This window comes from Mycobacterium sp. 852002-51971_SCH5477799-a, from assembly GCF_001667145.1.
In the GTDB taxonomy this organism is placed as follows: domain Bacteria; phylum Actinomycetota; class Actinomycetes; order Mycobacteriales; family Mycobacteriaceae; genus Mycobacterium.
In genome coordinates this window covers 104,602-130,342 of record NZ_LZIF01000083.1, presented here as the reverse complement: position 1 = coordinate 130,342, position 25,741 = coordinate 104,602, and the positions used below count along the sequence as shown (strand labels likewise).

The following is a 25,741-nucleotide window of genomic DNA, read 5'->3' as shown; positions in this document are numbered from 1 at the left end:
AGATGAACAACGACGACTTACAGTTCGGTGCCCTGCGGACCGAGATCGAGGCCGCCGAACGCCGGGTGGCGCGGGGAATCGACCCCGGCCCGCGGGCCTTCTTCGTGTCGATCCTGGTGTTCGTGCTGCTGGCGTCCTTCATCCTGCCGCACACCGGCGACGTGCGCGGCTGGGATGTGCTGTTCGGTAGCCATCACGCCGGCGCGGCCGCCGTCGCTCTGCCGTCGCGGGTGTTCGCCTGGCTGGCACTGGTGTTCGGCGTGGGCTTCTCGATGCTGGCGCTGGTGACGCGGCGCTGGGCGCTGGCCTGGGTTGCGTTGGCAGGCACCGCGATTGCGGGCGCCGCGGGCATGCTGGCGATCTGGTCGCGTCAGACCGTTTCCGCAGGGCACCCGGGGCCGGGGTGGGGCCTCATCGTCGCCTGGCTCACCGTGCTCGTGCTCATCTACCACTGGGCCCGGGTGGTCTGGTCGCGCACCATCGTGCAACTGGCCGCCGAGGAACAGCGGCGCCGCATTGCTAGCGCGCAGCAGTCGACCTCGCTGCTGGGCGGTCTGGACAACACGGGCGCTGGGACCACCGACGACCCGGGAACGACCAACGGCGCCTGAGCGCCGCTAGGGCTTGCGGGTCAGCGCCTCGACGGCCGCCTGCGCCCACTGCCGCCACTGCTCGGCGTTGGCTCGAGCCTCGTCGGCCTCCCTGGTCCGGCCCGCCGCTGCGGCCTTCTGAGCCCGCTGTTCGTATTGCTCGGCGCGGGCCTGGAACTGCTCGGCCCGAGCCTGCGCCTGCGGGTCGGACCAGCCCACTTCGCCGGCGTCGCGCACCTTCTTCTCGACCGCGCGCAGCCGCCGCTCGAGCTCGGCGGACCGCTCGCGCGGCACTTTGCCGATCGCGTCCCACTTCTCGGTGATCGTGCGCAGCGCCGCGCGGGCGGCCTCGTGATTGCTGGTGTCCAGCTTCTCCGCCTCGGCCAGCAACGCCTCCTTGGCGGTCGCGTTGGCGCGGAATTCGGCGTCCTTTTCCGCCGTCACCGCGTTGCGTGCGGTGAAGAACACGTCCTGGGCGGCCTTGAAACGCCGCCACAGGGCGTCGTCGACCTCCCGGGTCGCCCGCCCGGCCGCCTTCCACTCGGTGAGCAGCTTGCGGAATTCGGCGCTGGTCGCGGTCCAGTCGGTCGAGTCGGACAGCGACTCGGCCCGCTCGCACAGGCGTTCCTTGGCCTGGCGGATCCCCGAGCGCTCCCGGTCCAGCTCGGCGAAGTGCGATCCCCGGCGCCGGTTGAAGGTCTCCCGGGCCGCGGAGTAGCGCTTCCACAACCCGTCGTCGACCTTGCGGTCCACCCCACTGATCGTCTTCCATTCGTCGAGGATCGCGCGGAACCGGTCGCCCGCGGCCTTCCACTGCGTCGCGTTGGCGGCCAACTCCTCGGCCTCCGCGGCCAGCGCCTCCTTGCGGGCGGTCTGGGTGGCCCGATACTCCTCGCGCCGGGAGCGGTCCGCGGCGACGGCCGCCTCGGCGTGTTCGACGATGGTGCTCAACCGGGCCGCCAGCGCGTCGACATCGCCCAGCACGGCCGCCGTCGGCAACGTCTCGGTCAGCTCGGCCGCGTGAGCCTTGATCTTGCGCGCGTCCCCGGTCCCGGAGGTCAGACGCTCCTCCATCAGGGTGACCTCGGTGGCCAGGTCATCGAAGCGACGACCGAAGTGGGCGAACGCCGCCTCCCGATCGCCGGCCTGCCAGGAGCCGACGATGCGCTCGCCGGCGGAGCTGATCAGCCACACCGTGCCGTCGTCGTCCACGCGCCCGAACTGATGCGGATTGCTGGGCGGCGGCAGAACCAGCGGGTGAGCGGTGCTGGGACGCGGTGTCGGCCGGGGGCCGGGACGTGGTCCCGGACGCGGCGCGGGTCGAGCTGAATCGTCGCGAGGCTCGTCAGCCGTCATGCGCTCGTCACTACCCTTTCGCAACCCTTCCGCGCGGTCCGTGCCCCGCGCGCCTGCCGCGCGTAGCGGCACCGTTTCCTGCGTCTGCCGGATGCCCGTGGCGGGGTTCTCCCAACAGGTGCTTAACAGTATTCAAGCAGCTTGCTCCGGCACGCGCCGCCACCTTCTCATTCCAACCGGCCCGACGGCCGCGCGGCGGTGTGACACGAGCGTTGACCTTTGAATCGCACCCGGGTGGGGAGCCACGCCGGCGCGCGAAGAGCCGCACCCCTCGAGCGCGGCCGGCGGCTCGCCGGACGATCCGGCCGGTGCCATGACACTGATCCCATCGCGTCCCATCGCGCGAAGCGTGGAAGCGGCTGGCAGCGAACGGGCTCAAGCAGCGCTCACGGCTAGCTGTGGAGTTCTCTTAGAGTTATCCCACGGGTTACATAGATTGCTGAAGTAATAGTTGAACGGTTACCTGCGGCGCTATTAGCAACGTGTGCAACGTCATAGGTTTGTAGTTGAACTGAACGCAAATTGTGCGTGTATTTGCTTGTGCCACGGGGAAAGCTGGGTCGGACGGTCGTGAGGCGGAGGGGTCGGTCATGTCAAAGGTTGATGTCGCGGCGTTACTAGCCTTGTGCGCGGCGCTGGCATCGGCGGTCGGCGACGTGATCCGCCAGCGCTCGGCGCACGAGATCACCGATAAGCCGGTCGGCCACCTGGAACTGTTCCGCATGTCGCTGCGGGATTCCCGGTGGTGGCTGGGCGGCCTGGCCGCGATCACCAACTACAGCCTGCAGGCCGGCGCACTGGCCTGGGGTTCGGTCGTCTTGGTGACCTCCCTGCAGGTGACGGCCCTGCTGTTCGCCCTGCCCATCTACGCGCGGCTGGCTCATCACCGGGTGAAGCCCCGGGAATGGGCGTGGGCGCTTATCCTGGCCGCCGCGCTGGCGGTCGTCATCATCGTCGGCGATCCCGCCGCCGGGAAGCAGCGCGCGCCGCTGCAAACCTGGATCATCGTCGCCCTGGTCATGGTGCCGGTGCTGGTGGCCTGCGTGGTGACCGCTCGACTGCGGGTCGGCAGCCCGTTTGCGGCCGTGCTGCTTGCGGTGGTGGCGGGCTCCTCGCTGGCGCTGTTCGCGGTGCTGACCAAGGGCATCGTCGAGATGTCCGAGCACGGGCTGCTGCGCGTGCTCACGTCGCCGGAGTTCGTGCCGTGGTTGTTGGTGGCCCTGGCCGGGATGATCTTCCAGCAGTCGGCTTTCCGCGCCGGCACGCTGACCGCGTCGTTGCCGACGATGACGGTGGCCAAGCCGGTGGTCGCCGGCCTGCTCGGGGTGCTGGTGCTGGACGAGACGCTGAGCGCCAGCGGTCCTAAGGCTTTCGTCCTGATCGGGGCGGTCGCGGTGGTCCTCATCGCCACGATCGCATTGGCCCGCGGTGAAGCCGCCACCATCGACCGCGCGGAGCAGGGGTCAGGTGGTGCCCCGCGAGAAGTACGGGCCCCGGAGGTAACCGAAGACGATGACCTCGGGCCCTTCAGCGATCGTCTGGTTGTGGCGGACAGCTTCCTTCTCTGACGTCCCACCGCGCGGCCGGCGACAGGTACGGCGAACTGATGCCGGGCCGCGGGCGCGGTCACGTTAGTTTGGTGGCGTGCTGAGCGCGATCGCGATCGTCCCGTCGGCGCCGGTCCTCGTTCCCGAGCTCGCCGGAGCGGCCGCCGCCGAGGTGGCCGACCTGGTTGCGGCGACGCTTGCCGCGGCCGCGCTGCTGCCCGATCGTTGGGTGGCGATCGGGACGGGGCCCGACGACGGTGTGCTGGGTCCCGACGCGGTCGGCACCTTCGCGGGTTTCGGCGCGGACGTGCGCGTCCGGCTTTCCCCGCAGGCCGACGACGGCGCCCCGCCGGTCGCGTTTCCGGTCTGCGCACTGCTGGCCGGCTGGGTGCGCGGCCAGGCCCAGCCGCACGCCAGCGCACAGGTCCGGATCTATCGCACCGATCACGAAGCCGACGTCGCGCTGGACCTCGGCCAACGCCTGCGGGCCGAGATCGACCATCTGCCCGAGCCGGTCGGGGTGCTGGTCGTCGCCGACGGCGCCAACACGCTGACATCGGCAGCCCCCGGCGGATACGACCCAAACAACGCCGACGCGCAAGAGGCGCTGGCCGACGCGCTGGCCGTCGGCGACGTGGCCGCGCTGCGCCGCCTGCCGCGCCAGATCCTGGGGCGGGTCGCGTTTCAGGTGCTGGCCGGGCTGGCCGAGCCGGGACCCCGATCGGCCAAGGAGCTGTACCGCGGAGCGCCCTACGGGGTGGGCTACTTCGCCGGCGCCTGGCAGCTGTGACGGCCGCAGTGCGCCCCCTGGCGATCGTCGGCCCCACCGGCACCGGCAAGTCGCAGTTGGCCCTCGACCTCGCGGAACGGGTCGAGCGGCTTGGACTCCGCGCCGAGATCGTCAACGCCGACGCGATGCAGCTCTACCGCGGCATGGACATCGGCACCGCCAAGCTGCCCGTCGACGCCCGCCGCGGCATCCCGCATCACCAGCTCGACGTCCTCGACGTCTCCGAGACCGCGACGGTCGCCCGCTATCAGGGCGCCGCCGCCGCCGACGTGGAAGCGATCGCGGCCCGGGGTGCGCTGCCGATCATCGTGGGCGGCTCCATGCTCTACATCCAGTCGCTGCTCGACGACTGGTCGTTTCCCGCCACCGATCCCGCGGTGCGGGCCCGCTGGGAGCAGCGGCTCGCCGAGATCGGGGTGGGCGAGCTGCACGCCGAGCTGGCCCGCCGCGATCCCGCCGCGGCCGCGGCCATCCTGCCCACCGACGCCCGCCGCACGGTGCGGGCCCTGGAAGTGGTCGAGCTGACCGGTCAGCCTTTCGCCGCCTCCGCGCCGCGGATCGGCGCCCCCAGATGGGACACCGCCATCGTCGGGCTGGACTGCGAGACAGCGCTTCTCGATGAGCGACTGGCCCGGCGCACCGATGACATGTTCGACCAGGGCCTGGTCGGCGAGGTGGTCGCGCTGCTCGACAAGGGCTTGCGCGACGGGGTCACCGCCTCGCGCGCCTTGGGCTACGCCCAGGTGCTGGCGGCGCTGGATGAGAGCGGTCCGGCGGGCCCCAGCGCCGATCAACTCCGGCAGGCGCGCGAGCAGACCTTCTTCGGCACCCGCCGCTACGTCCGGCGCCAGCGGTCCTGGTTTCGCCGCGATCATCGCGTGCAGTGGCTCGATGTCGGCACGGCGACCCCGGCCGACGGTGCCGCGGTCGTCGAGGCCGCCGTGCGGGCGTGGCGCCACGTATCCTGAGCAGGTGAATTTCGCGAAGGGCCACGGCACCCAGAACGACTTCGTGGTGCTGCCGGACCCGCGGTCCGAGCTGAGCCTGACCGAGTCGCGGGTGGCCGCGCTCTGCGACCGGCGCCGCGGGCTGGGCGCCGACGGGGTGCTGCGCGTCACCACCGCGGGTGCGGCGCTGTCTGCCGGCGTGCTCGACCGGGTGCCCGACGGGGTGGGCGCCAGTGACTGGTACATGGACTACCGCAACGCCGACGGGTCGGTCGCCCAGATGTGCGGCAACGGCGTGCGGGTCTTCGCGCATTACCTGCGCGCCAGCGGCATGGAGACCCGCGACGAATTCGTGGTCGGATCGCTGGCGGGTCCGCGGCCGGTCGCGGTGCATCGCGTCGATGCGACCACCGCCGACGTCAGCGTCGACATGGGCAAGGCCAACACGCTCGGCCCGGGCGAAGCGGTGGTGGGTGGCCGGCGGTTCTCGGGCCTGGCGGTCGATGTCGGCAATCCGCATCTGGCGTGCGTGGACCCGCAACTGACGGCCGAGGCGCTGGCGGCGCTGGACGTGGCCGGCCCGGTCAGCTTCGATCCCGGACAATTCCCGCAGGGGGTCAATGTCGAGATCCTCACCGCACCGGCCGACGGGGCGGTGCACATGCGCGTGCACGAGCGGGGCGTGGGCGAAACGCGCTCCTGCGGCACCGGAACGGTCGCGGCCGCGGTCGCCGCGCTGGCCGGTGCCGGTGCGGCCACCGGCACCCTGACCGTTCGCGTGCCCGGCGGCGACGTCGTCGTCACCGTCACCGACGCCACCAGCTTCCTGCGAGGACCGTCCGTACTGGTAGCCCAAGGAGAACTGAGCGGGGAATGGTGGCGCGCACAGCAGTAAATCAGGTGCACGACACCGTTTTTGCGTGCATCATCTTGTATTGCCTATGACAGAACCTGAATTTCGCGACCACGCTTCGGCCCTCCCGGAGCCCAGCACGGGCGAACTCGCCCTCGAAGATCGGTCGGCGTTGCGCCGCGTCGCCGGCCTGTCGACCGAACTCACCGACGTCTCCGAAGTCGAATACCGCCAGCTCCGGCTCGAGCGGGTGGTTCTGGTGGGCGTGTGGACCGACGGCACCGCCGCGGACAGCGAGGCCAGCATGGCCGAGCTCGCCGCCCTGGCCGAAACCGCCGGCTCCGAGGTGCTCGAGGGGTTGATCCAGCGCCGGGACAAACCCGACCCGTCGACTTACATCGGTTCGGGCAAGGCCGCCGAACTGCGCGAGGTGGTGCTGGCGACCGGTGCCGACACCGTCATCTGCGACGGTGAACTGTCCCCAGCGCAGCTGACCGCACTGGAAAAGGCGGTCAAGGTCAAGGTCATCGACCGCACCGCGTTGATCCTCGACATCTTCGCCCAGCACGCCACCAGCCGGGAGGGCAAGGCGCAGGTCTCGCTGGCCCAGATGGAATACATGCTGCCGCGGCTGCGCGGCTGGGGTGAGTCGATGTCGCGGCAGGCCGGTGGCCGCGCCGGCGGCAGTGGGGGAGGCGTGGGCCTGCGCGGTCCCGGTGAAACCAAGATCGAGACCGACCGGCGGCGCATCCGCGAGCGCATGGCCAGGCTGCGCCGCGAGATCAAAGACATGAAGCAGGTCCGCGACACCCAGCGCAGCCGGCGGGTGCGCAGCGAATTGCCCGCGATCGCCATCGTCGGCTACACCAACGCCGGCAAGTCGAGCCTGCTCAACGCGCTGACCGGGGCCGGGGTGCTGGTGCAGGACGCGTTGTTCGCCACCCTGGAACCCACCACCCGACGCGCCGAGTTCGATGACGGCCGGCCGTTCGTGCTCACCGACACCGTCGGATTCGTCCGGCACCTGCCCACCCAACTGGTCGAGGCGTTCCGCTCCACGCTGGAAGAGGTCGTCGACGCCGATCTGTTGGTACACGTCGTCGACGGCTCGGACGTCAACCCGCTGGCGCAGATCAACGCGGTCCGCCAGGTAGTCTCCGACGTCGTCGCCGACTACGGGAACGACCGCGATGGTGCCGCGCCGCAGGAGCTGGTGGTGGTGAACAAAATCGACGCCGCAAGCGATCTGACGCTGGCCAAGCTTCGCCACGCCCTGCCGGGTGCCATGTTCGTGTCCGCACGCACCGGCGACGGCATCGACGCCCTGCGGCGCCGGATTGCCGAGCTCGCCGTTCCCGCCGACACCGCCGTCGACGTAGTCATCCCGTACCACCGCGGCGACCTGGTGGCCCGCCTGCACGCCGATGGGCGCGTCCAGCAGGAGGAGCACAATGCCGAGGGCACCCGCATCCGGGCCCGGGTCCCGCTGGCCCTGGCCGGCCGGCTGCGCGAGTTTGCCGCGCACTGAACGCGTATTTGCCCAGGGATCTGCGCGGCGCAGGGCCGCCCGGCCTCCCCGAGCCGAGGTGGGGCGACCCCGCCGGGGGCCTACCAACCGTCCGGTTGGTATATCTTGGGCTGCAGTAATCCCAGTCGCCGGAGGTCTTTTATGAGCAGCGCCATCAAATACCAGCGCACGCTTTTCGAGTCAGAGCACGACCTGTTCCGTGAGTCCTACCGGGGCTTCCTCGAGCGGCACGTCGCGCCGTACCACGACGAGTGGGAGAAAGAGAAGATCGTCGACCGCGGTGTGTGGCTCGAGGCCGGCAAGCAAGGCTTCCTCGGCATGGCGGTGCCCGAAGAGTACGGCGGTGGCGGCAATCCCGACTTCCGGTACAACGCGATCATCACCGAGGAGACCACCGCCGGCCGCTACAGCGGCATCGGTTTCGGCCTACACAACGACATCGTGGCGCCGTACTTGTTGGCCCTGGCCACCGAGGAGCAGAAGCAGCGCTGGCTGCCGAAATTCTGCACCGGAGAGCTGATTACGGCCATCGCGATGACCGAGCCGGGAACGGGTAGCGACCTGCAGGGCATCAAGACCCGCGCCGTCAAGCAGGGCGACCACTACGTGCTCAACGGGTCAAAGACGTTCATCACCAACGGAATCAACTCCGACCTGGTGCTCGTGGTCGCGCAGACCGACCCGGAAAAGGGCTCTCAGGGTTTCTCGCTGCTCGCCGTCGAGCGCGGCATGGAGGGCTTTGAGCGCGGGCGCCACTTGGACAAGATCGGCCTCGACGCCCAGGACACCGCCGAGCTGTCGTTCACCGACGTCAAGGTGCCGGCCGAGAACCTGCTGGGCAAGGAGGGCATGGGATTCATCTACCTCATGCAGAACCTGCCGCAGGAACGCATCTCGATCGCCATCATGGCCGCGGCGGCCATGGAGCAGGTGCTCGAGCAGACCCTGCAGTACACCAAGGAGCGCAAGGCATTTGGCAAGCCGATCGGCAGCTTCCAGAACAGCCGCTTCGTGCTCGCCGAACTGGCGACGGAGGCGACCGTGGTTCGCATGATGGTCGACGAGTTCGTCCGCCTGCACCTGGACCACAAGCTCACGGCGGAGCAGGCCGCGATGGCCAAGTGGTATTGCACCGAAAAGCAGGTGCAGCTGATCGACCGCTGCCTGCAACTGCACGGCGGTTACGGCTACATGCGCGAATATCCCGTTGCCCGAGCCTTTTTGGACGCCCGGGTGCAAACGATCTACGGCGGCACGACCGAGATCATGAAGGAAATCATCGGACGCAGCCTCGGCGTCTAGCGTTTCGTTTGCTGGATAGCGGACGCGGGATCGCGAACATTCGCGCGCGATATCGGCGCAGCAATGTCCGGCAATCGCCGGACGCGACGGAACATTCGTCCGTTGTCCCGCGCGGCGCTATTGCCGTGAGCCACAAACTGACCGATGCGCGTTGTCGGTCCGGGTGTCCGGGGGTAAACCGCGAATGCGCCCGCCGGCTCACGTACCGTCAGCGCATATGTTTCCGGTGTGTGCCGACCGCGTCATCACGCATAGTCAGCCCCGCGGTCACGGCGCCGGCCCATGCGCGCCGCGCAATCGCGGCCGGTGCAAATCTGCTGTGCGAGTCGGCAGTCCGGCGTCGTCACTCGACCCTGCATTCCCGCCGCCTTTCCGTGCGATATGCGCAACACCGCGCGAACGGTGCCGCGGCGGATCGCGATTGGGCCATGGCCCCGCATCATTTCGACATCGGTGTGGTATCCGTTTTTGTAAAATCTGTGATTTGACTTCGCATTTCTTGTTGGCTGGAGCAAAGTTATGCGAGCCCGACGACAAGGCTGATCGTGCGCGGGTCCATTTCCGGCGCAAGTACCGCCCGTTCGCCGGTTATGCAGATAAGAGCCATGTCCGCCGGCTGGGAGGCTCGTGAAGGTGCAGAGAGGCCACATGCGCAAGCTGATCGGAAGCGCGCTGGTCAGCTTGACGACCACGGCGCTGGCCGCGGTATTGCTGGCCCCCGCCGCGGTAGCGAGTCCCATAGGCGACGCCGAGGCGGCGATCATGGCCGCGTGGGACAAGGCCGGCGGCGACACCTCACCATTGGGCGCCCGCAAGGGCGACGTTTACCCCGTCGGGGATGGGTTCGCCCTGGACTTCGACGGCGGCAAGATGTTTTTCACCCCGGCCACCGGAGCCAAATTCGCCTACGGGCCCGTCCTGGACAAGTACGAGTCGCTGGGCGGGCCGGCCGGTAGCGATCTGGGCTTCCCGACGATCGACGAAGTTCCGGGTCTCGCCGGTCCGGACAGCCGGGTGATCACGTTTTCGGCCAGCGACAAGCCGGTGATCTTCTGGACGCCCGAGCACGGCCCGCACGTGGTGCGCGGCGCCCTCAACACCGCCTGGGACAAGCTCGGCAGCTCGGGCGGGGTTCTCGGTGTGCCGGTCGGCGACGAGACCTACAACGGCGAGGTGTCCGCACAAAAATTCAGCGGTGGCCAGGTCTCCTGGAACCGGCAGACGAAGCAGTTCGCCACCGAACCGCCGGCGCTGGCCGACCAGCTCAAGGGCCTGCAGGTGGCGATCGATCCCACCGCGGCGATCAACACCGCCTGGCGCGCGGCCGGCGGCCCGACGGGACCGCTGGGCGCCAAGCAGGGCGGGCAGTATCCGGTCGGCGGCGACGGAATCGCTCAGAACTTCGCCGGCGGCAAGGTGTTCTTCACCCCGGCCACCGGCGCGAACGCGGTCGAGAGCGACATCCTGGCCAAATACGAGTCACTGGGCGGGCCGGTCGGTAGCGACCTGGGATTCCCCACCACCAACGAAACCGACGGCAACATCGGGCGCTCCAGCCGGATCGCCACGTTCTCCGCGGCCGACAAGCCGGTCATCTTCTGGACGCCCGACCACGGCGCCTTCGTCGTGCGTGGGGCGATGAAGGTGGCCTGGGACAAGCTGCGTGCTCCGGCCGGCAAACTCGGCGCCCCGGTCGGCGACCAGGCCGTGACCGGCGACGTGATTTCCCAGCAGTTCACCGGCGGCAAGATTTCGTGGAACCGGGCGAAGAACACGTTCAGCACGGATCCGTCCAACCTGGCGCCGCTGCTCTCCGGCCTGCAGGTGTCGGGTCAGGACCAGCCGAGCAATTCGGCCACGCCGACGCACGGGAAGAAGTCCACCTGGCACTGGTGGTGGCTGATGATCGCCATTCCGCTGCTGGCACTGCTCGTACTGCTGGCGTGGGCGTTGTTCGGTGGTCGGCGGCGCGTCGGGCACGAGGAACCGGCCTACGCGCCCGGCCACGGGGGCAACTTCGGCTACGACGCCGACGAGCGCTGGGGACACGACGATGCCGACGTCGGCGCCGACCCGTTCGGGCTCGGCGCAACGCACCAGCCTGAACCGGAACCGGACGCCGGGCGGGTCAGCTGGCAACGTCAGGCTCCTGCCGAAAGCGACTATCGGTTCGAGGAGGAGGACCCCGACGCCGTCGACACCGACTCGATCCCGGTTGTCGCCGACGAGATGCTGTCGGAGGCCGAGTATTCGGAGGCGGGAGCCGACTACACCGATTACACCGACGCCGTGCCCGAGGTTGCCGAGCCCGAGACGCCCGACCACGCCGCTTACGTCGATGTGGACGATCCCGATGCGGGTTATGTGCAGGAGTCGTATCCAGAAGACGAGTATCCCGACGTCGTCATTCCCAGCACCGCGCCGGAAGGCGATGCCGTGGACGGCGCCCTGGAAACCGCTGAGCCGGAAGACGAATACCTTGACCTGGCTGCACCGGAAGCGGATGTCGAACCCGAAGAGGACACCGCGACGGAAGCCGACGTGGCGGACACCGCGGTGGGAGCCGCCGTGGTCGGCGATGCGGTCGCGGCCGGGACTCCGGCACGAAGCGGTCGGCACGCCGCCGATGACGCCTCGGAGAACGGCATGGCGGGCCCCCACGGGCGGCCCACGATCCACCTGCCCCTCGATGACCCGTACCAGGCACCCGACGGATACCCCGTCAAAGCCAGTGCTCGCTACGGCTTGTACTACATGCCGGGCAGCGACCTGTATCAGGACACACTCGCCGAAATCTGGTTGGCGAGCGAAGAAGTCGCCCAGGCCAACGGCTTCATCAGGGCTGACTGACTCAGCCCGCTCGCGCGTCAGACCTTGCGAATGACCGTGACGACCTTGCCCAGCACGCTCGCGTCGTTGCCCGGGATGGGATCGAACGCGGGGTTGTGCGGCATCAGCCACACCTGACCGCCGGCGCGTTTGAACGTCTTGACCGTGGCCTCGCCGTCGAGCATCGCCGCGACGATGTCGCCATTGTCGGCGACGTTCTGCTGACGCACCACCACCCAGTCGCCGTCGCAGATCGCGGCATCGACCATCGAGTCACCGACGACCTTGAGCAGGAAAAGCGTGCCCTCACCGACCAATTCGCGCGGCAGGGGAAAGACGTCCTCGACGGCCTCTTCGGCCAGGATGGGCCCGCCCGCCGCGATGCGCCCGAGCACCGGGACGAACGTGGGTTCCGGTAGGGCGTCCGAACCGGCCACCTCGGTGGTCGGCGTCGCCACGTCGTCGTCAGCACCCCGAACATCGACGGCCCGCGGGCGGTTGGGGTCGCGGCGCAGGTACCCCTTGCGCTCCAGGGTGCGCAGCTGATGCGCCACCGACGATGTCGACGTCAGACCGACGGCATCGCCGATCTCCCGAATGCTCGGCGGGTAGCCGCGGCTGGTGACCGAGGCTCGGATGACATTCAAAATGGTGCGCTGTCGTTCGGTCAGCGAGGAATCCACGGATTGCAGCCGACGCTGGGGACCGGCCGATGAATTGTCGTTGCTGTCGCCCATGGCACTGAATGTAGCGGTTCCCCGAACAAGAATCAAACATGTGTTCGAGTGGCGTGTCGTGCCGCTAGGCCCCGCACCGGAGAAGGCCCAAAGTCAGGCGAATCACAAATGTGTAACTCTTCACGATACCGGGTATTTGGGAGGTCGTGACGATGGTAGAGGCCGACGAACTTGTCGGTGGTGTGATCTAGCGTTTGCTCGTGCGACACGCTTCGCTCAAATGTTCGGTTTCGAACATACAGGCGATTAGTGTCGAACACACGAGCGAGAGCTAGTTGACCGGAGGAACGAAGATGACAGTCATCCATACGCCCGCGCCGCGTATCAGCAGTCTGCGGCGCCCGATCAATGGACCCGTTCAGGGGGCTCGCTACGGACGCGACGGGTTGGCCCGGTCTCGCGGCCCCGCGCCTTCGCGGCCGACGAGCGCCGCCATGCGCTACCACGGCACCGGGGTGGCCATGTCCGTCGCGCCGCACCGCAGGAGCGCCGCCACCTGGGCGTCGACCATCGGGCTGGCGCTGGCCGCCGGCGCGATCACGCTGTGGCTGGGCCTGGTCGCGAATGTCGGCCAGGTGCTCAATGGCGATTCCACGAACTCGGCGGCCCACGTTCCCGACCGGCTCGCGGTCGTCCGCGTCGACCCGGGGGAGTCGCTCCAGGATTTCGCGCACCGGGTGGCTCCTGACGCACCTACCACCCAGGTCGCCGACCGTATCCGCGAACTCAACGATCTCCACTCGCCCAACTTGATGGCGGGCCAGGCCCTCATCGCTCCGGTCGGCTGAGCATCCTTGTGCAAAAACGGCGTTGGACTGACATGACGGGACAGCGGTGCTGACCCCGCACGCCCGGCGGCTCCATTAGCAGTGCAGGTCAGCGCGCGGGTAGGCTCAAGGTCCTGCGGTACCTTGTCGGCGCGATGAAGGAGCGGTCATGCACTGTCCGTTCTGCCGCCATCCCGATTCGCGGGTGATCGACTCTCGCGAAACCGATGAGGGTCAGGCCATCCGCCGCCGTCGATCCTGTCCCGAATGCGGGCGACGTTTCACCACCGCGGAGACCGCGGTCCTGGCGGTCGTCAAGCGCAGCGGCGTCACCGAACCGTTCAGCAGGGAGAAGGTCATCAGCGGCGTCCGCCGCGCCTGCCAGGGGCGCCACGTCGATGACGATGCGCTGAACCTGTTGGCCCAGCAGGTCGAAGACACCGTGCGCGCGGCGGGCTCGCCGGAGATTCCCAGTCACGAGGTCGGCCTGGCAATTCTGGGGCCGCTGCGCGACTTGGACGAGGTGGCCTACTTACGGTTCGCCTCCGTATATCGGTCGTTTGAGTCCGCGGACGATTTCGAACGCGAGATCCAGGCGCTACGCGATCACCGCGGAGTGGCAGCTCCAGGGTGAGGACCTCAGCGGGCCGTCCCGGTCCGCATCGTCGCCGGGCTAGGCTCGCTCTCATGCCCATTGACTTGCATCCCGACCTTGCGGCGCTGGCCCCGCTCCTTGGGACCTGGTCCGGCCAGGGCGCGGGTAAGTACCCGACGATCCCGCCCTTCGACTATCTCGAAGAAGTCGTGTTCGCCCACGTCGGCAAGCCGTTTCTGGCCTACGGGCAAAAAACCAAGGCGGTAGCCGACGGAAAGCCGTTGCACGCCGAAACCGGTTATCTTCGGGTGCCACAACCGGGGCACATCGAAATGGTTCTGGCGCATCCCAGCGGTATCACCGAAATCGAGGTCGGCACCTACTCGGCCAGCGGTGACCTCATCGAAATGCAGATGTCGACCACTTCGGTGGGGTTGACACCCAGCGCCAAAGAGGTGACCGCGCTCGGCCGTTCGTTCCGCATCGACGGCGACGAACTCTCCTACACCGTGCAGATGGGCGCGGTCGGCCAACCGCTGCAGGACCACCTCGCCGCGGTGTTACACCGGCAGCACTGAACACTCATTCGTCGGCCGTCGTCAGTCGATCCGTCGCACACCGTCATTGACCACCCGCCCGGCCACCGCGACCCAGCCCTCGGCGCTCCATTTCGTTTCGATGACGGAGCCCTTGCCCTGGGTGATCCGCAGGCTCTGGCTCAGATAGTCGGTGATCCGCATCCCGGCCGACCCGGTCGCCTCGTCCTCGGCCACACCAAGATTGGCGGCGAACATGCGCGCTCGCAGCGACCCGGCCGCCCGGTCGGTCCAGGCCCACAGGTAGTGCGCGGTGTCGTCGGGGTACTCCGCCGGGTCGGCGGCGAGAACTTCGTCGGCCGAAGGGAATTCGTGCAGGGCGAAGTCGGGCGCCCACTGCGCGCGTGCGTTGATGCTGGCGCGGTCGCCGTCGCAATCCACTTGCACGATGCCGGCCCGCACCTGCAGGGTGTTGATCGGCGAACCGTTCTCGCGCAGCCACCACGTCGCCCCGACGGTCGGGTGACCGGCGAACGGCAGTTCGGTTCGCGGTGTGTAGATGGTGGCGTGCGCGCTGGCGGAGCCGCGGGCCGGAAGGTCGACGAAAACCGTCTCGCTGTAACCCAATTGGGTTGCCAGCCGCTGTCGGTGCGCGAGCTCGACCTGGGCGGCATCCACTACGCCCAACGGATTACCGAAGTTGCCGTGCGAATCGGTGAACACCCGCAGCACCGTCACGCCGATCCCCATGAGCCGACTGTACGGCGCAGTGTCGGGCCGCGTAGATCGAGGCGATCAGGTGGCGCTGCGTTCGTCGGAACCCATGGCGTTCAGCACGGCGACGCGAGTGGGAGCGGGACCCGAGACGGCCTGCTCCCCGCCGCCGGCGCGCAGTAGTTCGCGAAGGCTGGCCTGGTTGTATTCCGCGGGGTCGGTGGAATCGACGAAGCGCTCTACGACGTCGATGAAGCGGGCCGGGTCGTCGTGAAAGGGAAAGTGCCCGGAGCCTTCGAAGATTTCGAGGCGGGAGCCCGGCATCGCCGCATGCGCCATCCAAGCGTGCCGAACAGGAACCACCACATCCTTTGTGCCCCAGATGATTTGGACTGGGATGGCTTCGGTCAAATAACATCGGTCCAGCATGGTGACGATCTGCCCGCGCCAATCCACCACGGCGCGCAGCGTCCGGCTGAAAGCCGCGGACGCCGTCGGCTCGGGAAGGTCGTCGAGTATGCGCAGCACGTTGGGCAGATCGCGGCCCAGCCCGCTGCTGCCCAGCGCCGCGCCCAGGACACGTCCCATGATTTGGACCGCCGGCAACACCAGCGGCAACCGCAGCAGGGCGATCGCCTCACTGCCCATCGGCAGCGAGGCCCAGCGCAGCACGAAGTTCACGTCCTTGGTCACGCCGCCGGCCCCGACCAGGATCAGCCGTTCCACCAAATGCGGGAATTGGTAGGCGAATTGCATGGCCACACCGCCGCCGAGCGAGTGACCGACGATGGTGACCCGCTCGATGTCGAGCACGCTGAGCAGGTCGCGCATCCCGTTCGCATAAGCCGCGATCGAGTAGTCGGCGCGCGGCTTGTCGGATTGCCCGTGGCCGAGCAGATCCGGGGCGATCACCGTGAAACGCTGGGCGAGCTGGGCCTGCACGGTATTCCAGGTGGTGGAGTTGTCGCCGATGCCGTGGATCAGCAGTATCGCCGGCCCGGAACCGGCGATGCGGTAGGCCCGCTTGTAACCGTGGATAGTGCGGAACTCGAGTCTGGGTGCGGTTACATCACGCACCGGGCGGAGCGTGATCTTGCGCTTCCGCTCGGTCATATCGCCAACCTTGGTGTCGGGCCGGGCTAGGGGCGGTCCGGCTAGGGCGTCAGGCTGAGTGGGTCAGGACTTGTCGTCGTCGTCGTACTTCTTCTCCGCCTGCTGGGCCAGAAATCGCTCGAACTCCGCGCCCAGCTCGTCGCCGCTAGGCAGATCCTCGTCGCGAGCTAGTAACGATCTGTTTTCCTGAGCGTCGATGAAGGCATCGTACTGGCGCTCCAGCGCGGCCACCACTTGGGCGACCTCGGTGCTCGCTTCCACCTGCTCGTCGATCTTGGCCCGAATCACCTCGGCCGCTTCGGTCAACGCGGTCAGCGGCAACTCCAGCGACGCGGTCTTGGCGACCTGCTCGAGCAAAGCCTGCGCGGCGGCCGGGTAGTCGGTCTGCGTGAGGTAGTGGGGGACGTGCACGGTATAGCCGACGACCTCATGACCGTGCTGGCCCATCCGGTATTCCAGCAGGTTGGAGGCGCTGCCCGGAACCTGGATCTCGGAGATCCACGGCTGGAAGTTGGCGATCAACTCCGGGTTGTTCGAGTGGGCGGTCATGGTGGTGGGCCGGGTGTGCGGCACCGCCATCGGGACCGTCCCCAGGCCGATGGTTTGGCGCACGCCGAGACGCTCGGCCAGCAGCCGCACCGCGGTGATGAACCGCTCCCACTTGAGATCCGGTTCCATGCCGGCCAGCAACAGGAACGGCGTGCCGATCGTGTCGCGCATCGCGTACAGGCTCAGCTCGGGATCCTCGTAATGGGTGAAGTGATCGGTCTTGAACGTCATCACTGGCCGCCGCGAGCGGTAATCCAGCAATTCGTCGATCGCGAAGGATGCGACCAGCTCGGTGTCCAGCACCGCCTTCAGGTGCGCGGCCGCCAGCTTGATGGCGTGACCGGCGTCGGAAAAGCCCTCCAGGGCGTGCACCAGCACGGGCCCGCGGCCGTCGGACGTGGACAGCTGCGGCGGCGGCAACTCGAGCTCGTACATGCCGGCCTGCCCTGGCTGGTACTGATCATCTGGGTCCTGATGGTGAGCCATCTCCGATCGCCTCCTCTCGCGGATCTCTTAAGGGTGCCCTACCGAGTGTCTTTCGAATCGGGCGGCACCATCATCTATCAGCGAACTTCGCGTTCACGTTGTTAGCTGAAACGCGATAATTCGCACTGGTAATCCGCAAAACGACATCCCGGGGCCGCCGGCGGGCGCGCCGAGAAACCCCGTGGCGCAGCGCGATGTGTGGAGTCGGCTTGCCGCCCACCGGTCAGGCATGATGAAGGCGATGCGCATTCGGATCCTGATGCTCTGCTCGGCGGTGGGGGTGGCGACGTTGTTGACGTCGTGTCACCGTCCGGTCGAGCATGTTTCGGGCGCCCCGGTGTCCGCTCCGCGCGTCGGCGGCCCGGTGCAGCGGCTCAGCCAGCCCGAGCAGAAGGCCATCGCGGGCCCGGTCGAGCCGGATCGGCGCATCGGGGCGATTTTCATCGACGGTGGCCCGCTGCACGTGTGCACCGGTTCGGTGGTGCATTCGACGGGCGGCAACCTGATCATGACCGCCGCGCACTGCCTGGCCGGAGCCTCGCTGATCACCTTCGTTCCCGGTTTCACCGGGGACGCCGCACCCGGTCCCGCCGATGTGTGGAAGGCCGACACGGTCTACCTCGACCCACGCTGGACGGCGAGCAAGGACCCGCACGCCGACTACGCGATCGCGCGGGTCAGCAACGAGGCCGGCGCTCCCGTCGAGTCCCGGGCCGGCCTGGCGCTGACGCTGGGCGTAACGCCTCCGCCGGGCAGCCGCGTCACCGTGCTGGGGTACCCGGTCGGCGTGGGTGGCTCGCCCATCGGATGTCAGGCGAGCACGTCGGTCACGGACACCGGGTTTCCCGCCTTGGCCTGTGAGGGACTGGTGGACGGCACCAGCGGTGCGCCCTGGGTCAGCGGCACCACGCTCATCGGGGTGATCGGCGGTCTCGAGCGGGGCGGGTGCGCCGCGAACATGTCGTACTCTGCGCCGTTCGACGCGCAAACCGCGGAGCTTCTGGCCCGCGCCGAGGCCGGCGGGCCCGGGGATCCGGTGCCCAACGACCTTCAGGACGCCTGTTAGCGCCGAAACTGGTTGAGCGCCCGAACTTTGTTCATGACGTCGAGCGCCGCCACTTTGTAGGCCTCCGAGAACGTGGGGTAGTTGAACACCGCGTCCACCAGGTACTCCACGGTGCCGCCGCAGCCCATCACTGCCTGCCCGATGTGCACCATCTCGGTCGCGCTGGTGCCGAAGATGTGCACGCCGAGCAGTTTGAGGTCCTCGGTCGACACCAGCAGTTTGAGCACCCCGTAGGAGTCCCCGGCGATCTGCCCGCGGGCCAGCTCCCGGTACCTGGCCACGCCGACCTCGTAGGGGACCGAGTTCTTCGTCAGCTCCACCTCGGTGGCGCCGACGTAGGAAACCTCGGGGATGGAGTAGATGCCGATGGGTTGCAGATCGGTGATGCCGTCGGACGCTTCCCCGAACGCGTGGTAGGCGGCGAGGCGTCCCTGTTCCATCGACGTTGCGGCCAACGCGGGAAAGCCGATCACGTCGCCGACGGCATAGATGTGGGGCACCTTGGTCTGAAAGTTGTCGTCGACGAAGATCCGCCCGCGGTTGTCGGACTCCAGCTCGGCGTTGTGCAGATCGAGATGGTCGGTCTGGCCTTGCCGCCCGGCCGAATACATCACGGTCTCGGCGGGAATCTGTTTGCCGCTGGCCAGGGTGGTCACGGTGCCCGCCGATCCGACGTCGACCGCGGTCACCTCCTCACCGAAGCGGAACGTCACCGCCAGGTCGCGGAGGTGGAACTTCAGCGCCTCGACGACCTCGGGGTCACAGAAGTCGAGCATGTCGTCGCGCTTCTCCACGACGGTGACCTTGGTGCCCAGCGCGGCGAACATTGAGGCGTACTCGATGCCGATGACGCCGGCGCCGACCACCACCATCGACGCGGGCAGCGACTTCAGATCGAGGATCCCGTCGGAGTCGAGCACCCGGTGTTCGTCGAACTCGACGCCGGAGGGCCGCGCCGGCCGGGTGCCGGTGGCGATGACGACGTATTTGCCAGTGATGGTTATCTTTTCGCGCCGCGACGGGTCCTCGACCTCGATGGTGTGCGGGTCGACGAAACGCCCGTGGCCGATCAGCAGGTCGATGCGGTTGCGCATCAGCTGGTTGCGCACCACGTCGACCTCCTTGCCGATCACGTGCTGGGTTCGGGCCAGCAGGTCGGCCGGGGTGATCTTCTCCTTGACGCGATAGCTCGCACCGTAGAGTTCGCGCTGGCTCATTCCGGTGAGGTACAGGACCGCCTCGCGCAACGTCTTTGACGGGATGGTGCCGGTCTGGACGCACACACCGCCGAGCATCTGGCCGCGTTCGACGATGGCGACCGTCTTACCGAGCTTGGCCGACGCGATGGCGGCCTTCTGCCCGCCGGGCCCGGACCCGATGACCACCATGTCGTACTCTTGCGCCGAACTCATGGCTTAAACAGTAAGCCAGCACAACGCACAGTGCTGGGTTCATCCACAGGTCCGCCGCCGGGCCCGTGCACGTGCGCACCGGTTGACGGTGGCGGCCGTCAGCGTGGGTGCTCATGACGACGCATCGCGAAGACTTCGAACTTTCCCGCCCCGGTGCACTTATCGCCGCGCTGCCGGCCGTTCTCGGCTTCGTGCCCGAAAAGTCATTGATATTAGTGTCTTTGGGCGACGGGATACTCGGCTCGGTGATGCGCGTGGACCTCTCCGATGAGCTTGTCGATCGGTTGGAGCACCTGGCCGAGGTCGCCGCCGCGGGGGCCCCCGAGGCCGTGATCGCGGTGATCGTCGACGCGGACGGGGCCTACTGTCCAAGCTGCAACGAGGAATACCGGCAGCTGGCGGTGGCGCTCGCTGAAGCCTTGTCGCAGCACAACATCGAGCTGTGGGCGACGCATCTGGTCGACCAGGTGGCCCTCGGCGGCCGCTGGCATTGCGCCGAGGGCTGCGGATCGAGCGGCCTGGTCGACGATCCCGCATCCTCCCCGCTCGCGGCCGCAGCGGTGCTCGAAGGCAGACGGCTTTATTCGCGGCGCGCTGACCTGCAGGCGGTCGTGGCGCCAGACGACCAGGGGCGCAGCGATGAGCTGGCCGGTCTGGTCAGACGCCAGGCCGCCCGGCGCCGGTCGGCGCATCGTGCGCATCCGGTGCGCTGCACCCGCGCCGATGTGGAGACGGCGATGTCCGCCGCCAGCCGGGTCGCGGCCGGGGAATCGCTGTGCGACACGGAGTTGGCGACGCTGGGCTGCGCACTGAGCGACGCGCAGGTGCGCGACATTCTGTATGCCCTGGCGGTCGGCGAGAGCGCCGGCGAAGTCGAGTCGTTGTGGGCGCTGCTGGCGCGCACGTTGCCCTCGCCGTGGCGGGTCGAGGCGCTGGTCCTGATCGCGTTCAGCGCTTATACCCGCGGCGACGGCCCCCTCGCCGGGGTGTCGCTGCAGGAGGCGCTGCGCTGCGATCCCGATCATCGGATGGCCGGCATGCTGGACACCGCTTTGCAGTCGGGCCTGCGGCCCGAGGACATCAGGGACCTTGCGCTGACCGGCTACCGCCTGGCCAAGCAGTTCGGCGTCCAGCTCCCGCCGCGCCGGCCGTTCGGCCGCAGGGCGGGATAGTGGGCAAAAACAGCCCGGATCAGACCTTCTCGACCTTGACCGCGTGCGCCATCTCGTGCGGCAGGGTGACGTTCTCGTGGCCAGGAATGACGATGGTCACCCCGGCGGAGCCGGTCTCGACGGTGACGCGGGCGTTGGGGACGACGCCGGCGTCCTTCAGGCGTGAGATCAAATCGATGTCGCCCTGGACATGTTCGGTCAGTTGGCGCACCACCACGGCCGCCGGCGCGCCGGGTGGCAACTCGGTCAGGCGGACCAGGGGGCCGTCCTCGGACCAGGACTCGGGGCCCACGCCCAGGTCGAGCAGCCCGGGGATCGGGTTGCCGAAGGGCGAGGTGGTCGGGTTGTTGAGCACCTTCACCAGGCGCCGCTCGACGTCCTCGCTCATCACGTGCTCCCAGCGGCACGCTTCGGCGTGGACCTCTTCCCAGGGCAGGCCGATCACGTCGACCAGCAAGCGTTCGGCGAGGCGGTGCTTACGCATCACGGAAATGGCGAGCGCCCGGCCCTTGTCGGTGAGCTCGAGGTGGCGGTCACCGGCCACGTGGAGTAAACCGTCCCGCTCCATGCGCGACACGGTTTGGCTGACAGTCGGCCCGCTCTGATCGAGGCGCTCGGCGATTCGGGCACGCAGCGGCGTCACGCCCTCTTCTTCGAGGTCGTAGATGGTCCGCAGGTACATCTCGGTGGTGTCAACCAGGTCGTTCATTCAGCACCCTCCGTCGACGCTGAGTCTACTTGGCCAGCTGCGCGAATGGTTGTAACGCCTCCCAGGCAAGCAGTATGCCCGCCGCTGACGCGGCGGGCATACTGTCTGCTACCTAGCTTGGGGGTGGGGCCTTAACTCGCGTACGACCGTAGCCTGTCGGCGCGCTCCCCGTTGCGGAGTTTCGACATTACGTCCCGCTCGATTTGGCGGACCCGCTCGCGGGACAGGCCGAACAGCTTGCCGATCTGGTCCAGCGTGCGCGGCTGGCCGTCGTCCAGGCCGAAGCGCAACCGGATCACCTGGTGCTCACGCTCGTCCAGGGTGGCCAGCACGCTGCGGATGTCGGTGTGCAGCAGCTCGGCGATCACCGCATTCTCGGCCGACATCGCTTCGGCATCCTCGATGAAATCGCCCAGCGGGGCTTCTTCCTCGGAGCCCACCGGCATGTCGAGGCTTACCGGGTCGCGGCTGTGCTCGAGCAGGTCGTTGATCTTTTCGACCGGGATGCCGGACTCGGCGGCCAGTTCTTCGTCGGTGGCCTCGCGTCCCAGGTTCTGGTGCATCTCGCGCTTGATCCGCGCCAGCTTGTTGACCTGCTCGACCAGGTGAACGGGCAGCCGGATGGTGCGGCTCTGGTCGGCCATGCCGCGGGTGATGGCCTGACGGATCCACCACGTCGCGTAGGTCGAGAACTTGAATCCCTTTGTGTAGTCGAACTTTTCCATCGCGCGGATCAGTCCCAGGTTGCCCTCCTGGATGAGGTCCAGCAGCGGCATACCGCGACCCGTGTATCGCTTGGCCAGTGACACCACCAGGCGCAGGTTCGCTTCCAGCAGATGACGGCGCGCCGCCTGACCATCGCGAACCACGGCCTGCAGATCGCGTTTGCGGTTCTCCCCGAGGCGCTTACGCGTTGCGAGCAGGTGTTCGGCATAAAGCCCGGCTTCGATGCGCTTGGCGAGTTCGACTTCGCCGGCCGCATTGAGAAGTGCCGTCTTACCGATTCCGTTCAGATAAACGCGCACTAGGTCCGCTGCGGGGCTTTGAGCATCCAGATCGCCGTCAAACCTGCTCGTGCTGGCGTTCGCCATAGCGACCTCCCCTTCGGCTTTGTTCTGTCATGCAGTCAACGACAGATCAGCTCTGAGAGTTCCCAGCGATTCCGTATCTCACACGTCTTGACGTGCAGAAATGTGCCGCAGACCTGAGAATGTCCTGAGAAGTCCGTCGACGGCACCTACGGGAGAAACGACGGTCAGCCGTGATCCATTCCGTCGCCAAACCCCGTCGGCCACTCCTGCTGCGGGTGTCGCGGCGGCTCGAGCGCGCGATGTTCGGCCCGCGGGAACAGGGGAATGTGCTGCCGGGCGTCGTCGAACCGGCGCGGCTCCTCGGCGCTGCGCGGGGGGCGGTCATTGGCGATCAGCACGGCCATCCACGGCAAGGGAATTGACAGCGCCACGATCGCCAGCGAGATCAGCCCGTTGTGCCACGCGCCGTAGGCCAGCGCGGCCAGGATGAGCGCCGGAATCCGGAAAGCCATCAAGGTCAGGTATTTACGGACCCGCGCACGGTGCTGCTCCTCATAGGAGGTTGCGGCGGCGGTGATGAGCACAGGGCGGCCGTTGTTGCCGTCAAAGTCATCGAACCCCGAGTCGGAGCCGTGCTTCATTTCTCCACTGTCCCACAACTCACCGATTTCCGGCTCGGCCGGTTTCGGGGCCTGCCGGCGGTGCACAATGTCAGGTATGCAGACCCAAACGATCGAACGCACCGAGACCGACGAACGCGTCGACGACGGGACCGGCAGCGACACCCCGAAGTATTTCCACTACGTCAAGAAGAACAAGATCGCCGAGAGCGCGGTGATGGGCAACCACGTTGTGGCGCTGTGCGGCGAGGTGTTTCCCGTCACCAAGGCGGCCAAGCCGGGCTCACCGGTCTGCCCGGACTGCAAGCAGATCTACGACCGGATGAAGAAGGACTGATCAGCCCGGCGGCGGCTCCGCCGCCGCGACGTCGCGTTGCGCGGTGATGGGATTCCTGGTCACGGGGTTCGACAGCGTGTCCGCAGCCTTCGCCAGCGTGGGCGAGCGCGACAGCAGCCATCGGCGTAGCCGGTGCGCATGCGTGCGGGGCGCGGGAAATTCCTCCTGGATGGCAGCATTGAGTTCGGCGCCGATCATGATCGCAAAACCCCCGAAGAACGAGAACAGCAGGAATGCGATCGGCGTGGACAGCGCGCCGTAGGTGTAGCCCGTACTGGTGATCCACTGCAGGTAGAGCCGCAGGCCCAGGGTGGCGATCACGAAGACCGCGGTGGCCAGCGCCGCGCCGAAGATCAGCCGATGCGTCGGCAGCGGCTCCGGCAATGACACGCGGTACAAGATCACGACCCCGAACAATAAGACGAGGATCAAGGCCGGGTAGTAGCCGTAGCGCAGCACGTTGGCCAGGCTGACCGGAATGTGCTCACCCACTTTGCGCGGTCCCAGGACCACCAGCGGCGCCGTCGCCACCACGCACACCAGCCCCACCACGTAGAGGAACAGCGCGAACAGGCGCTGGCGCACCGGATGCCGCAGCGGCGTCTGGTCGTGCGCCTCGACCACGGAATCGACGAACGACGAGATGGCCGACGACCCCGCCCACAACGAGATGATGAACCCCAGCGACACCACCTCGCCGCGCGCGTGGTTGGCGATGTCACGCACGGTCGGCTCGATGATCTCGTTGACCACGCTGCGGGAGAACACGCTATGTGCCGTCGAGATCAGCTGGCGCAGGATGCTGGGCAGCATGTCCGGGCCGAACAGCGGAGCCACATAGGCCAGGGTGCCCAGCATTCCAAGCAGCAACGGCGGCAGTGATAACGCCGACCAGAAACCAGCCTGAGCCGACTCGGAGAAAATCGAGTCGTCCCAACTCTTAGAAAGCGTCCTCAGGGTGATTCGCCGAATGTGGTGGCGCGACGGTTTTGCGACCTGCTCGCTCATACCCGTCCAGCATTACCGAAGATCGCTCGCACCGCCCACATTGGCGATGGGCGAGTTCGGTGCGGGCTAGCTTTTGCTGATCTCCAGCACGGCGTCCAGCTCGGTCAGCTTCGCCTCGTGCTCGTTGGCGTGGTGCTGGCAGAAGAGAAGCTCCAGTCCTGAAGGCAGCTTGGCGCGCACCCGAGCCGCAGCACCGCAGCGGTCGCAGCGGTCGGCTCTGGTCAGTTCGGGACTCGTCAGAGTTGCATTCATGGCTTCTCCGTTCTCGTACATTCACTTTCTCAGACGTATGGCGTTTTCGCCTTGTTCCCCGATCGTTATGGGGTGTGTCGTTTCTCACGACCTGGTCAGGTTTGTTTGGGCGCTATCTAGGGTGTCGGGTTGTGACCTTCGTCCCTGATGTCCTGGTGCACCTGTGCGGAACCGAGCAATGGGCGCGGGGCCGCCAGGAAGGCGGCCTCCACCCGGACACCGCGAGCGGCGGCGACTTCATCCATCTGTCGACGCCCGAACAGGTGCACCTGCCGGCCAACCGCCTCTACCGGGGCCGCGACGACCTGGTTCTGTTGCACATCGACCCCGCCCGGCTCGACGCGCCGGTGCGGTGGGAGCCAGGAGTGCCAACAGACCCGGAGTCGATGTTGTTCCCGCATCTGTACGGCCCGTTGCCGGTGGCCGCTGTGGTCCGGGTCACCGCCTATCCGCCGACCGACGACGGCACCTTCGCGCCGCTCGCCGGCGACTCCGCCGGGCGGTCGACGTAGGCGTCGGCCTCGATCTCCACCAACAGCTCGGGCGCGATCAGCGCCGAGACTTCGACCATGGTGGCCGCGGGGCGTATCGCACCGAAGACCTGTTCGTGCACGGCTCCCACCTCGCGCCAGCGCGAGATGTCCGTGACGTAGATGCGGGTGCGCACCACGTCGGTGAGCGCGGCGCCCGCTTGATGCAATGCAATCTCGATGCGGCGCAAGGCATTTCGTGCCTGGGCGGCAATGTCACCGGCGGGCCCGATGCCGGTTGTTCCGGCCACCGCCACGTGCGGGCCCACGCGCACCGCGCGCGAATAACCCACCGCCGACTCGAAGGCGGAGTCGGACGAGATCACTTTGCGGTTGGTTGACATGCGCCTCACCGTACGACGGCG

The 25,741-nt window shown here is 67.7% G+C and carries 27 protein-coding genes; 15 read left to right on the top strand and 12 right to left on the bottom strand.

Going from position 1 to position 25,741, the window contains the following annotated elements; genetic code table 11:
* The first annotated feature begins 2 nt into the window (after positions 1-2).
* On the top strand, positions 3-611 hold the full coding sequence (locus A5753_RS11055; RefSeq protein WP_197694663.1) for a hypothetical protein: 609 nt from the start codon (positions 3-5) through the stop codon (positions 609-611).
* 6 nt (positions 612-617) lie between these two features.
* Here A5753_RS11055 and A5753_RS11050 read toward each other — a convergent pair whose 3' ends face one another.
* The gene (locus tag A5753_RS11050; RefSeq protein ID WP_067127066.1) at positions 618-1,946 is read right to left on the bottom strand and encodes a DUF349 domain-containing protein; all 1,329 of its coding nucleotides are present in this window, start codon (positions 1,944-1,946) and stop codon (positions 618-620) included.
* Positions 1,947-2,536: 590 nt separating this feature from the next.
* On the opposite strand from A5753_RS11050, the gene A5753_RS11045 reads away from it, so the two are divergent.
* The 7 genes from A5753_RS11045 to A5753_RS11015 all read left to right on the top strand — a co-directional run bounded on the left by A5753_RS11045 (position 2,537) and on the right by A5753_RS11015 (position 11,763).
* Positions 2,537-3,514, top strand: a complete 978-nt coding sequence (locus A5753_RS11045; RefSeq protein ID WP_067127063.1) for a DMT family transporter — start codon at positions 2,537-2,539, stop codon at positions 3,512-3,514.
* Positions 3,515-3,590: 76 nt separating this feature from the next.
* On the top strand, positions 3,591-4,283 hold the full coding sequence (locus tag A5753_RS11040; protein ID WP_067127060.1) for a hypothetical protein: 693 nt from the start codon (positions 3,591-3,593) through the stop codon (positions 4,281-4,283).
* 8 nt (positions 4,284-4,291) lie between these two features.
* Complete coding sequence (gene miaA / locus A5753_RS11035; RefSeq protein ID WP_067127309.1) at positions 4,292-5,251, top strand: tRNA (adenosine(37)-N6)-dimethylallyltransferase MiaA; 960 nt, start codon at positions 4,292-4,294, stop codon at positions 5,249-5,251.
* Positions 5,252-5,255: 4 nt separating this feature from the next.
* Positions 5,256-6,125 (top strand): diaminopimelate epimerase, encoded by an 870-nt coding sequence (gene dapF / locus A5753_RS11030; RefSeq protein ID WP_067127306.1) that lies wholly within the window; start codon positions 5,256-5,258, stop codon positions 6,123-6,125.
* Positions 6,126-6,171: 46 nt separating this feature from the next.
* Positions 6,172-7,611 (top strand): GTPase HflX, encoded by a 1,440-nt coding sequence (gene hflX, locus A5753_RS11025; protein WP_067127057.1) that lies wholly within the window; start codon positions 6,172-6,174, stop codon positions 7,609-7,611.
* A 141-nt stretch (positions 7,612-7,752) separates the two neighbouring features.
* Positions 7,753-8,913, top strand: coding sequence for an acyl-CoA dehydrogenase family protein (locus A5753_RS11020; protein ID WP_067127054.1), 1,161 nt, complete (start codon positions 7,753-7,755; stop codon positions 8,911-8,913).
* A 648-nt stretch (positions 8,914-9,561) separates the two neighbouring features.
* Positions 9,562-11,763 (top strand): hypothetical protein, encoded by a 2,202-nt coding sequence (locus A5753_RS11015; RefSeq protein ID WP_067127051.1) that lies wholly within the window; start codon positions 9,562-9,564, stop codon positions 11,761-11,763.
* A 17-nt stretch (positions 11,764-11,780) separates the two neighbouring features.
* Here the strand turns inward: A5753_RS11015 and lexA are convergent, their stop codons facing one another.
* Positions 11,781-12,479 (bottom strand): transcriptional repressor LexA, encoded by a 699-nt coding sequence (lexA, locus tag A5753_RS11010; RefSeq protein WP_067127048.1) that lies wholly within the window; start codon positions 12,477-12,479, stop codon positions 11,781-11,783.
* Between the two features lie 293 nt (positions 12,480-12,772).
* Here lexA and A5753_RS11005 point away from each other — a divergent pair, with 293 nt between their 5' ends.
* The 3 genes from A5753_RS11005 (at position 12,773) to A5753_RS10995 (ending at position 14,419) form a co-directional block, all read left to right on the top strand.
* The gene (locus A5753_RS11005) at positions 12,773-13,267 is read left to right on the top strand and encodes a LysM peptidoglycan-binding domain-containing protein (RefSeq protein WP_067127046.1); all 495 of its coding nucleotides are present in this window, start codon (positions 12,773-12,775) and stop codon (positions 13,265-13,267) included.
* A 148-nt stretch (positions 13,268-13,415) separates the two neighbouring features.
* Positions 13,416-13,880: a transcriptional regulator NrdR gene (gene nrdR / locus A5753_RS11000; RefSeq protein WP_067127043.1), complete on the top strand. Its 465-nt coding sequence runs from the start codon at positions 13,416-13,418 to the stop codon at positions 13,878-13,880.
* A 53-nt stretch (positions 13,881-13,933) separates the two neighbouring features.
* Positions 13,934-14,419: a peroxynitrite isomerase gene (locus A5753_RS10995; protein ID WP_067127040.1), complete on the top strand. Its 486-nt coding sequence runs from the start codon at positions 13,934-13,936 to the stop codon at positions 14,417-14,419.
* Positions 14,420-14,440: 21 nt separating this feature from the next.
* Here the strand turns inward: A5753_RS10995 and A5753_RS10990 are convergent, their stop codons facing one another.
* The 3 genes from A5753_RS10990 to A5753_RS10980 all read right to left on the bottom strand — a co-directional run bounded on the left by A5753_RS10990 (position 14,441) and on the right by A5753_RS10980 (position 17,239).
* Positions 14,441-15,127: a PhzF family phenazine biosynthesis protein gene (locus A5753_RS10990; RefSeq protein ID WP_067127037.1), complete on the bottom strand. Its 687-nt coding sequence runs from the start codon at positions 15,125-15,127 to the stop codon at positions 14,441-14,443.
* A 45-nt stretch (positions 15,128-15,172) separates the two neighbouring features.
* On the bottom strand, positions 15,173-16,204 hold the full coding sequence (locus tag A5753_RS10985; RefSeq protein WP_067127034.1) for an alpha/beta fold hydrolase: 1,032 nt from the start codon (positions 16,202-16,204) through the stop codon (positions 15,173-15,175).
* Positions 16,205-16,267: 63 nt separating this feature from the next.
* Positions 16,268-17,239: a proteasome assembly chaperone family protein gene (locus tag A5753_RS10980; RefSeq protein ID WP_067127031.1), complete on the bottom strand. Its 972-nt coding sequence runs from the start codon at positions 17,237-17,239 to the stop codon at positions 16,268-16,270.
* A 229-nt stretch (positions 17,240-17,468) separates the two neighbouring features.
* Here A5753_RS10980 and A5753_RS10975 point away from each other — a divergent pair, with 229 nt between their 5' ends.
* Positions 17,469-18,305 (top strand): serine protease, encoded by an 837-nt coding sequence (locus A5753_RS10975; RefSeq protein ID WP_067127028.1) that lies wholly within the window; start codon positions 17,469-17,471, stop codon positions 18,303-18,305.
* Here A5753_RS10975 and sthA read toward each other — a convergent pair.
* A complete protein-coding gene (sthA, locus tag A5753_RS10970) occupies positions 18,302-19,717 on the bottom strand; it encodes a Si-specific NAD(P)(+) transhydrogenase (RefSeq protein WP_067127025.1) in 1,416 nt (471 codons plus the stop codon). The genes A5753_RS10975 and sthA overlap by 4 nt on opposite strands.
* 113 nt (positions 19,718-19,830) lie before the next feature.
* Here sthA and A5753_RS10965 point away from each other — a divergent pair, with 113 nt between their 5' ends.
* Positions 19,831-20,889, top strand: coding sequence for a DUF4192 domain-containing protein (locus A5753_RS10965; protein ID WP_067127022.1), 1,059 nt, complete (start codon positions 19,831-19,833; stop codon positions 20,887-20,889).
* A 19-nt stretch (positions 20,890-20,908) separates the two neighbouring features.
* Here the strand turns inward: A5753_RS10965 and A5753_RS10960 are convergent, their stop codons facing one another.
* The 3 genes from A5753_RS10960 to A5753_RS10950 all read right to left on the bottom strand — a co-directional run bounded on the left by A5753_RS10960 (position 20,909) and on the right by A5753_RS10950 (position 23,288).
* Complete coding sequence (locus A5753_RS10960; protein ID WP_067127019.1) at positions 20,909-21,598, bottom strand: metal-dependent transcriptional regulator; 690 nt, start codon at positions 21,596-21,598, stop codon at positions 20,909-20,911.
* A gap of 131 nt (positions 21,599-21,729) precedes the next feature.
* Entirely contained in the window at positions 21,730-22,689 is a 960-nt protein-coding gene (gene sigB / locus A5753_RS10955) for a sigma-70 family RNA polymerase sigma factor SigB (protein ID WP_067127016.1), read from the bottom strand.
* Positions 22,690-22,853: 164 nt separating this feature from the next.
* Complete coding sequence (locus A5753_RS10950; protein WP_156656061.1) at positions 22,854-23,288, bottom strand: DUF3099 domain-containing protein; 435 nt, start codon at positions 23,286-23,288, stop codon at positions 22,854-22,856.
* 58 nt (positions 23,289-23,346) lie between these two features.
* Here A5753_RS10950 and A5753_RS10945 point away from each other — a divergent pair, with 58 nt between their 5' ends.
* Complete coding sequence (locus A5753_RS10945; protein WP_067127000.1) at positions 23,347-23,586, top strand: DUF3039 domain-containing protein; 240 nt, start codon at positions 23,347-23,349, stop codon at positions 23,584-23,586.
* On the opposite strand, the gene A5753_RS10940 is transcribed toward A5753_RS10945, so the two are convergent.
* Both A5753_RS10940 and A5753_RS10935 read right to left on the bottom strand, forming a co-directional pair.
* A complete protein-coding gene (locus A5753_RS10940) occupies positions 23,587-24,594 on the bottom strand; it encodes a YihY/virulence factor BrkB family protein (protein WP_067126997.1) in 1,008 nt (335 codons plus the stop codon).
* Between the two features lie 66 nt (positions 24,595-24,660).
* Positions 24,661-24,846 (bottom strand): hypothetical protein, encoded by a 186-nt coding sequence (locus A5753_RS10935; protein WP_067127301.1) that lies wholly within the window; start codon positions 24,844-24,846, stop codon positions 24,661-24,663.
* A 131-nt stretch (positions 24,847-24,977) separates the two neighbouring features.
* Between A5753_RS10935 and A5753_RS10930 the strand changes: the two genes are divergently transcribed.
* Positions 24,978-25,358 carry a DUF952 domain-containing protein gene (locus A5753_RS10930; protein WP_067126993.1) on the top strand — a complete coding sequence of 127 codons (381 nt, stop codon included), beginning with the start codon at positions 24,978-24,980 and terminating at the stop codon, positions 25,356-25,358.
* Here the strand turns inward: A5753_RS10930 and A5753_RS10925 are convergent.
* Positions 25,292-25,720 (bottom strand): RidA family protein, encoded by a 429-nt coding sequence (locus A5753_RS10925; protein WP_067126990.1) that lies wholly within the window; start codon positions 25,718-25,720, stop codon positions 25,292-25,294. The genes A5753_RS10930 and A5753_RS10925 overlap by 67 nt on opposite strands.
* Between the last annotated feature and the right edge of the window lie 21 nt (positions 25,721-25,741).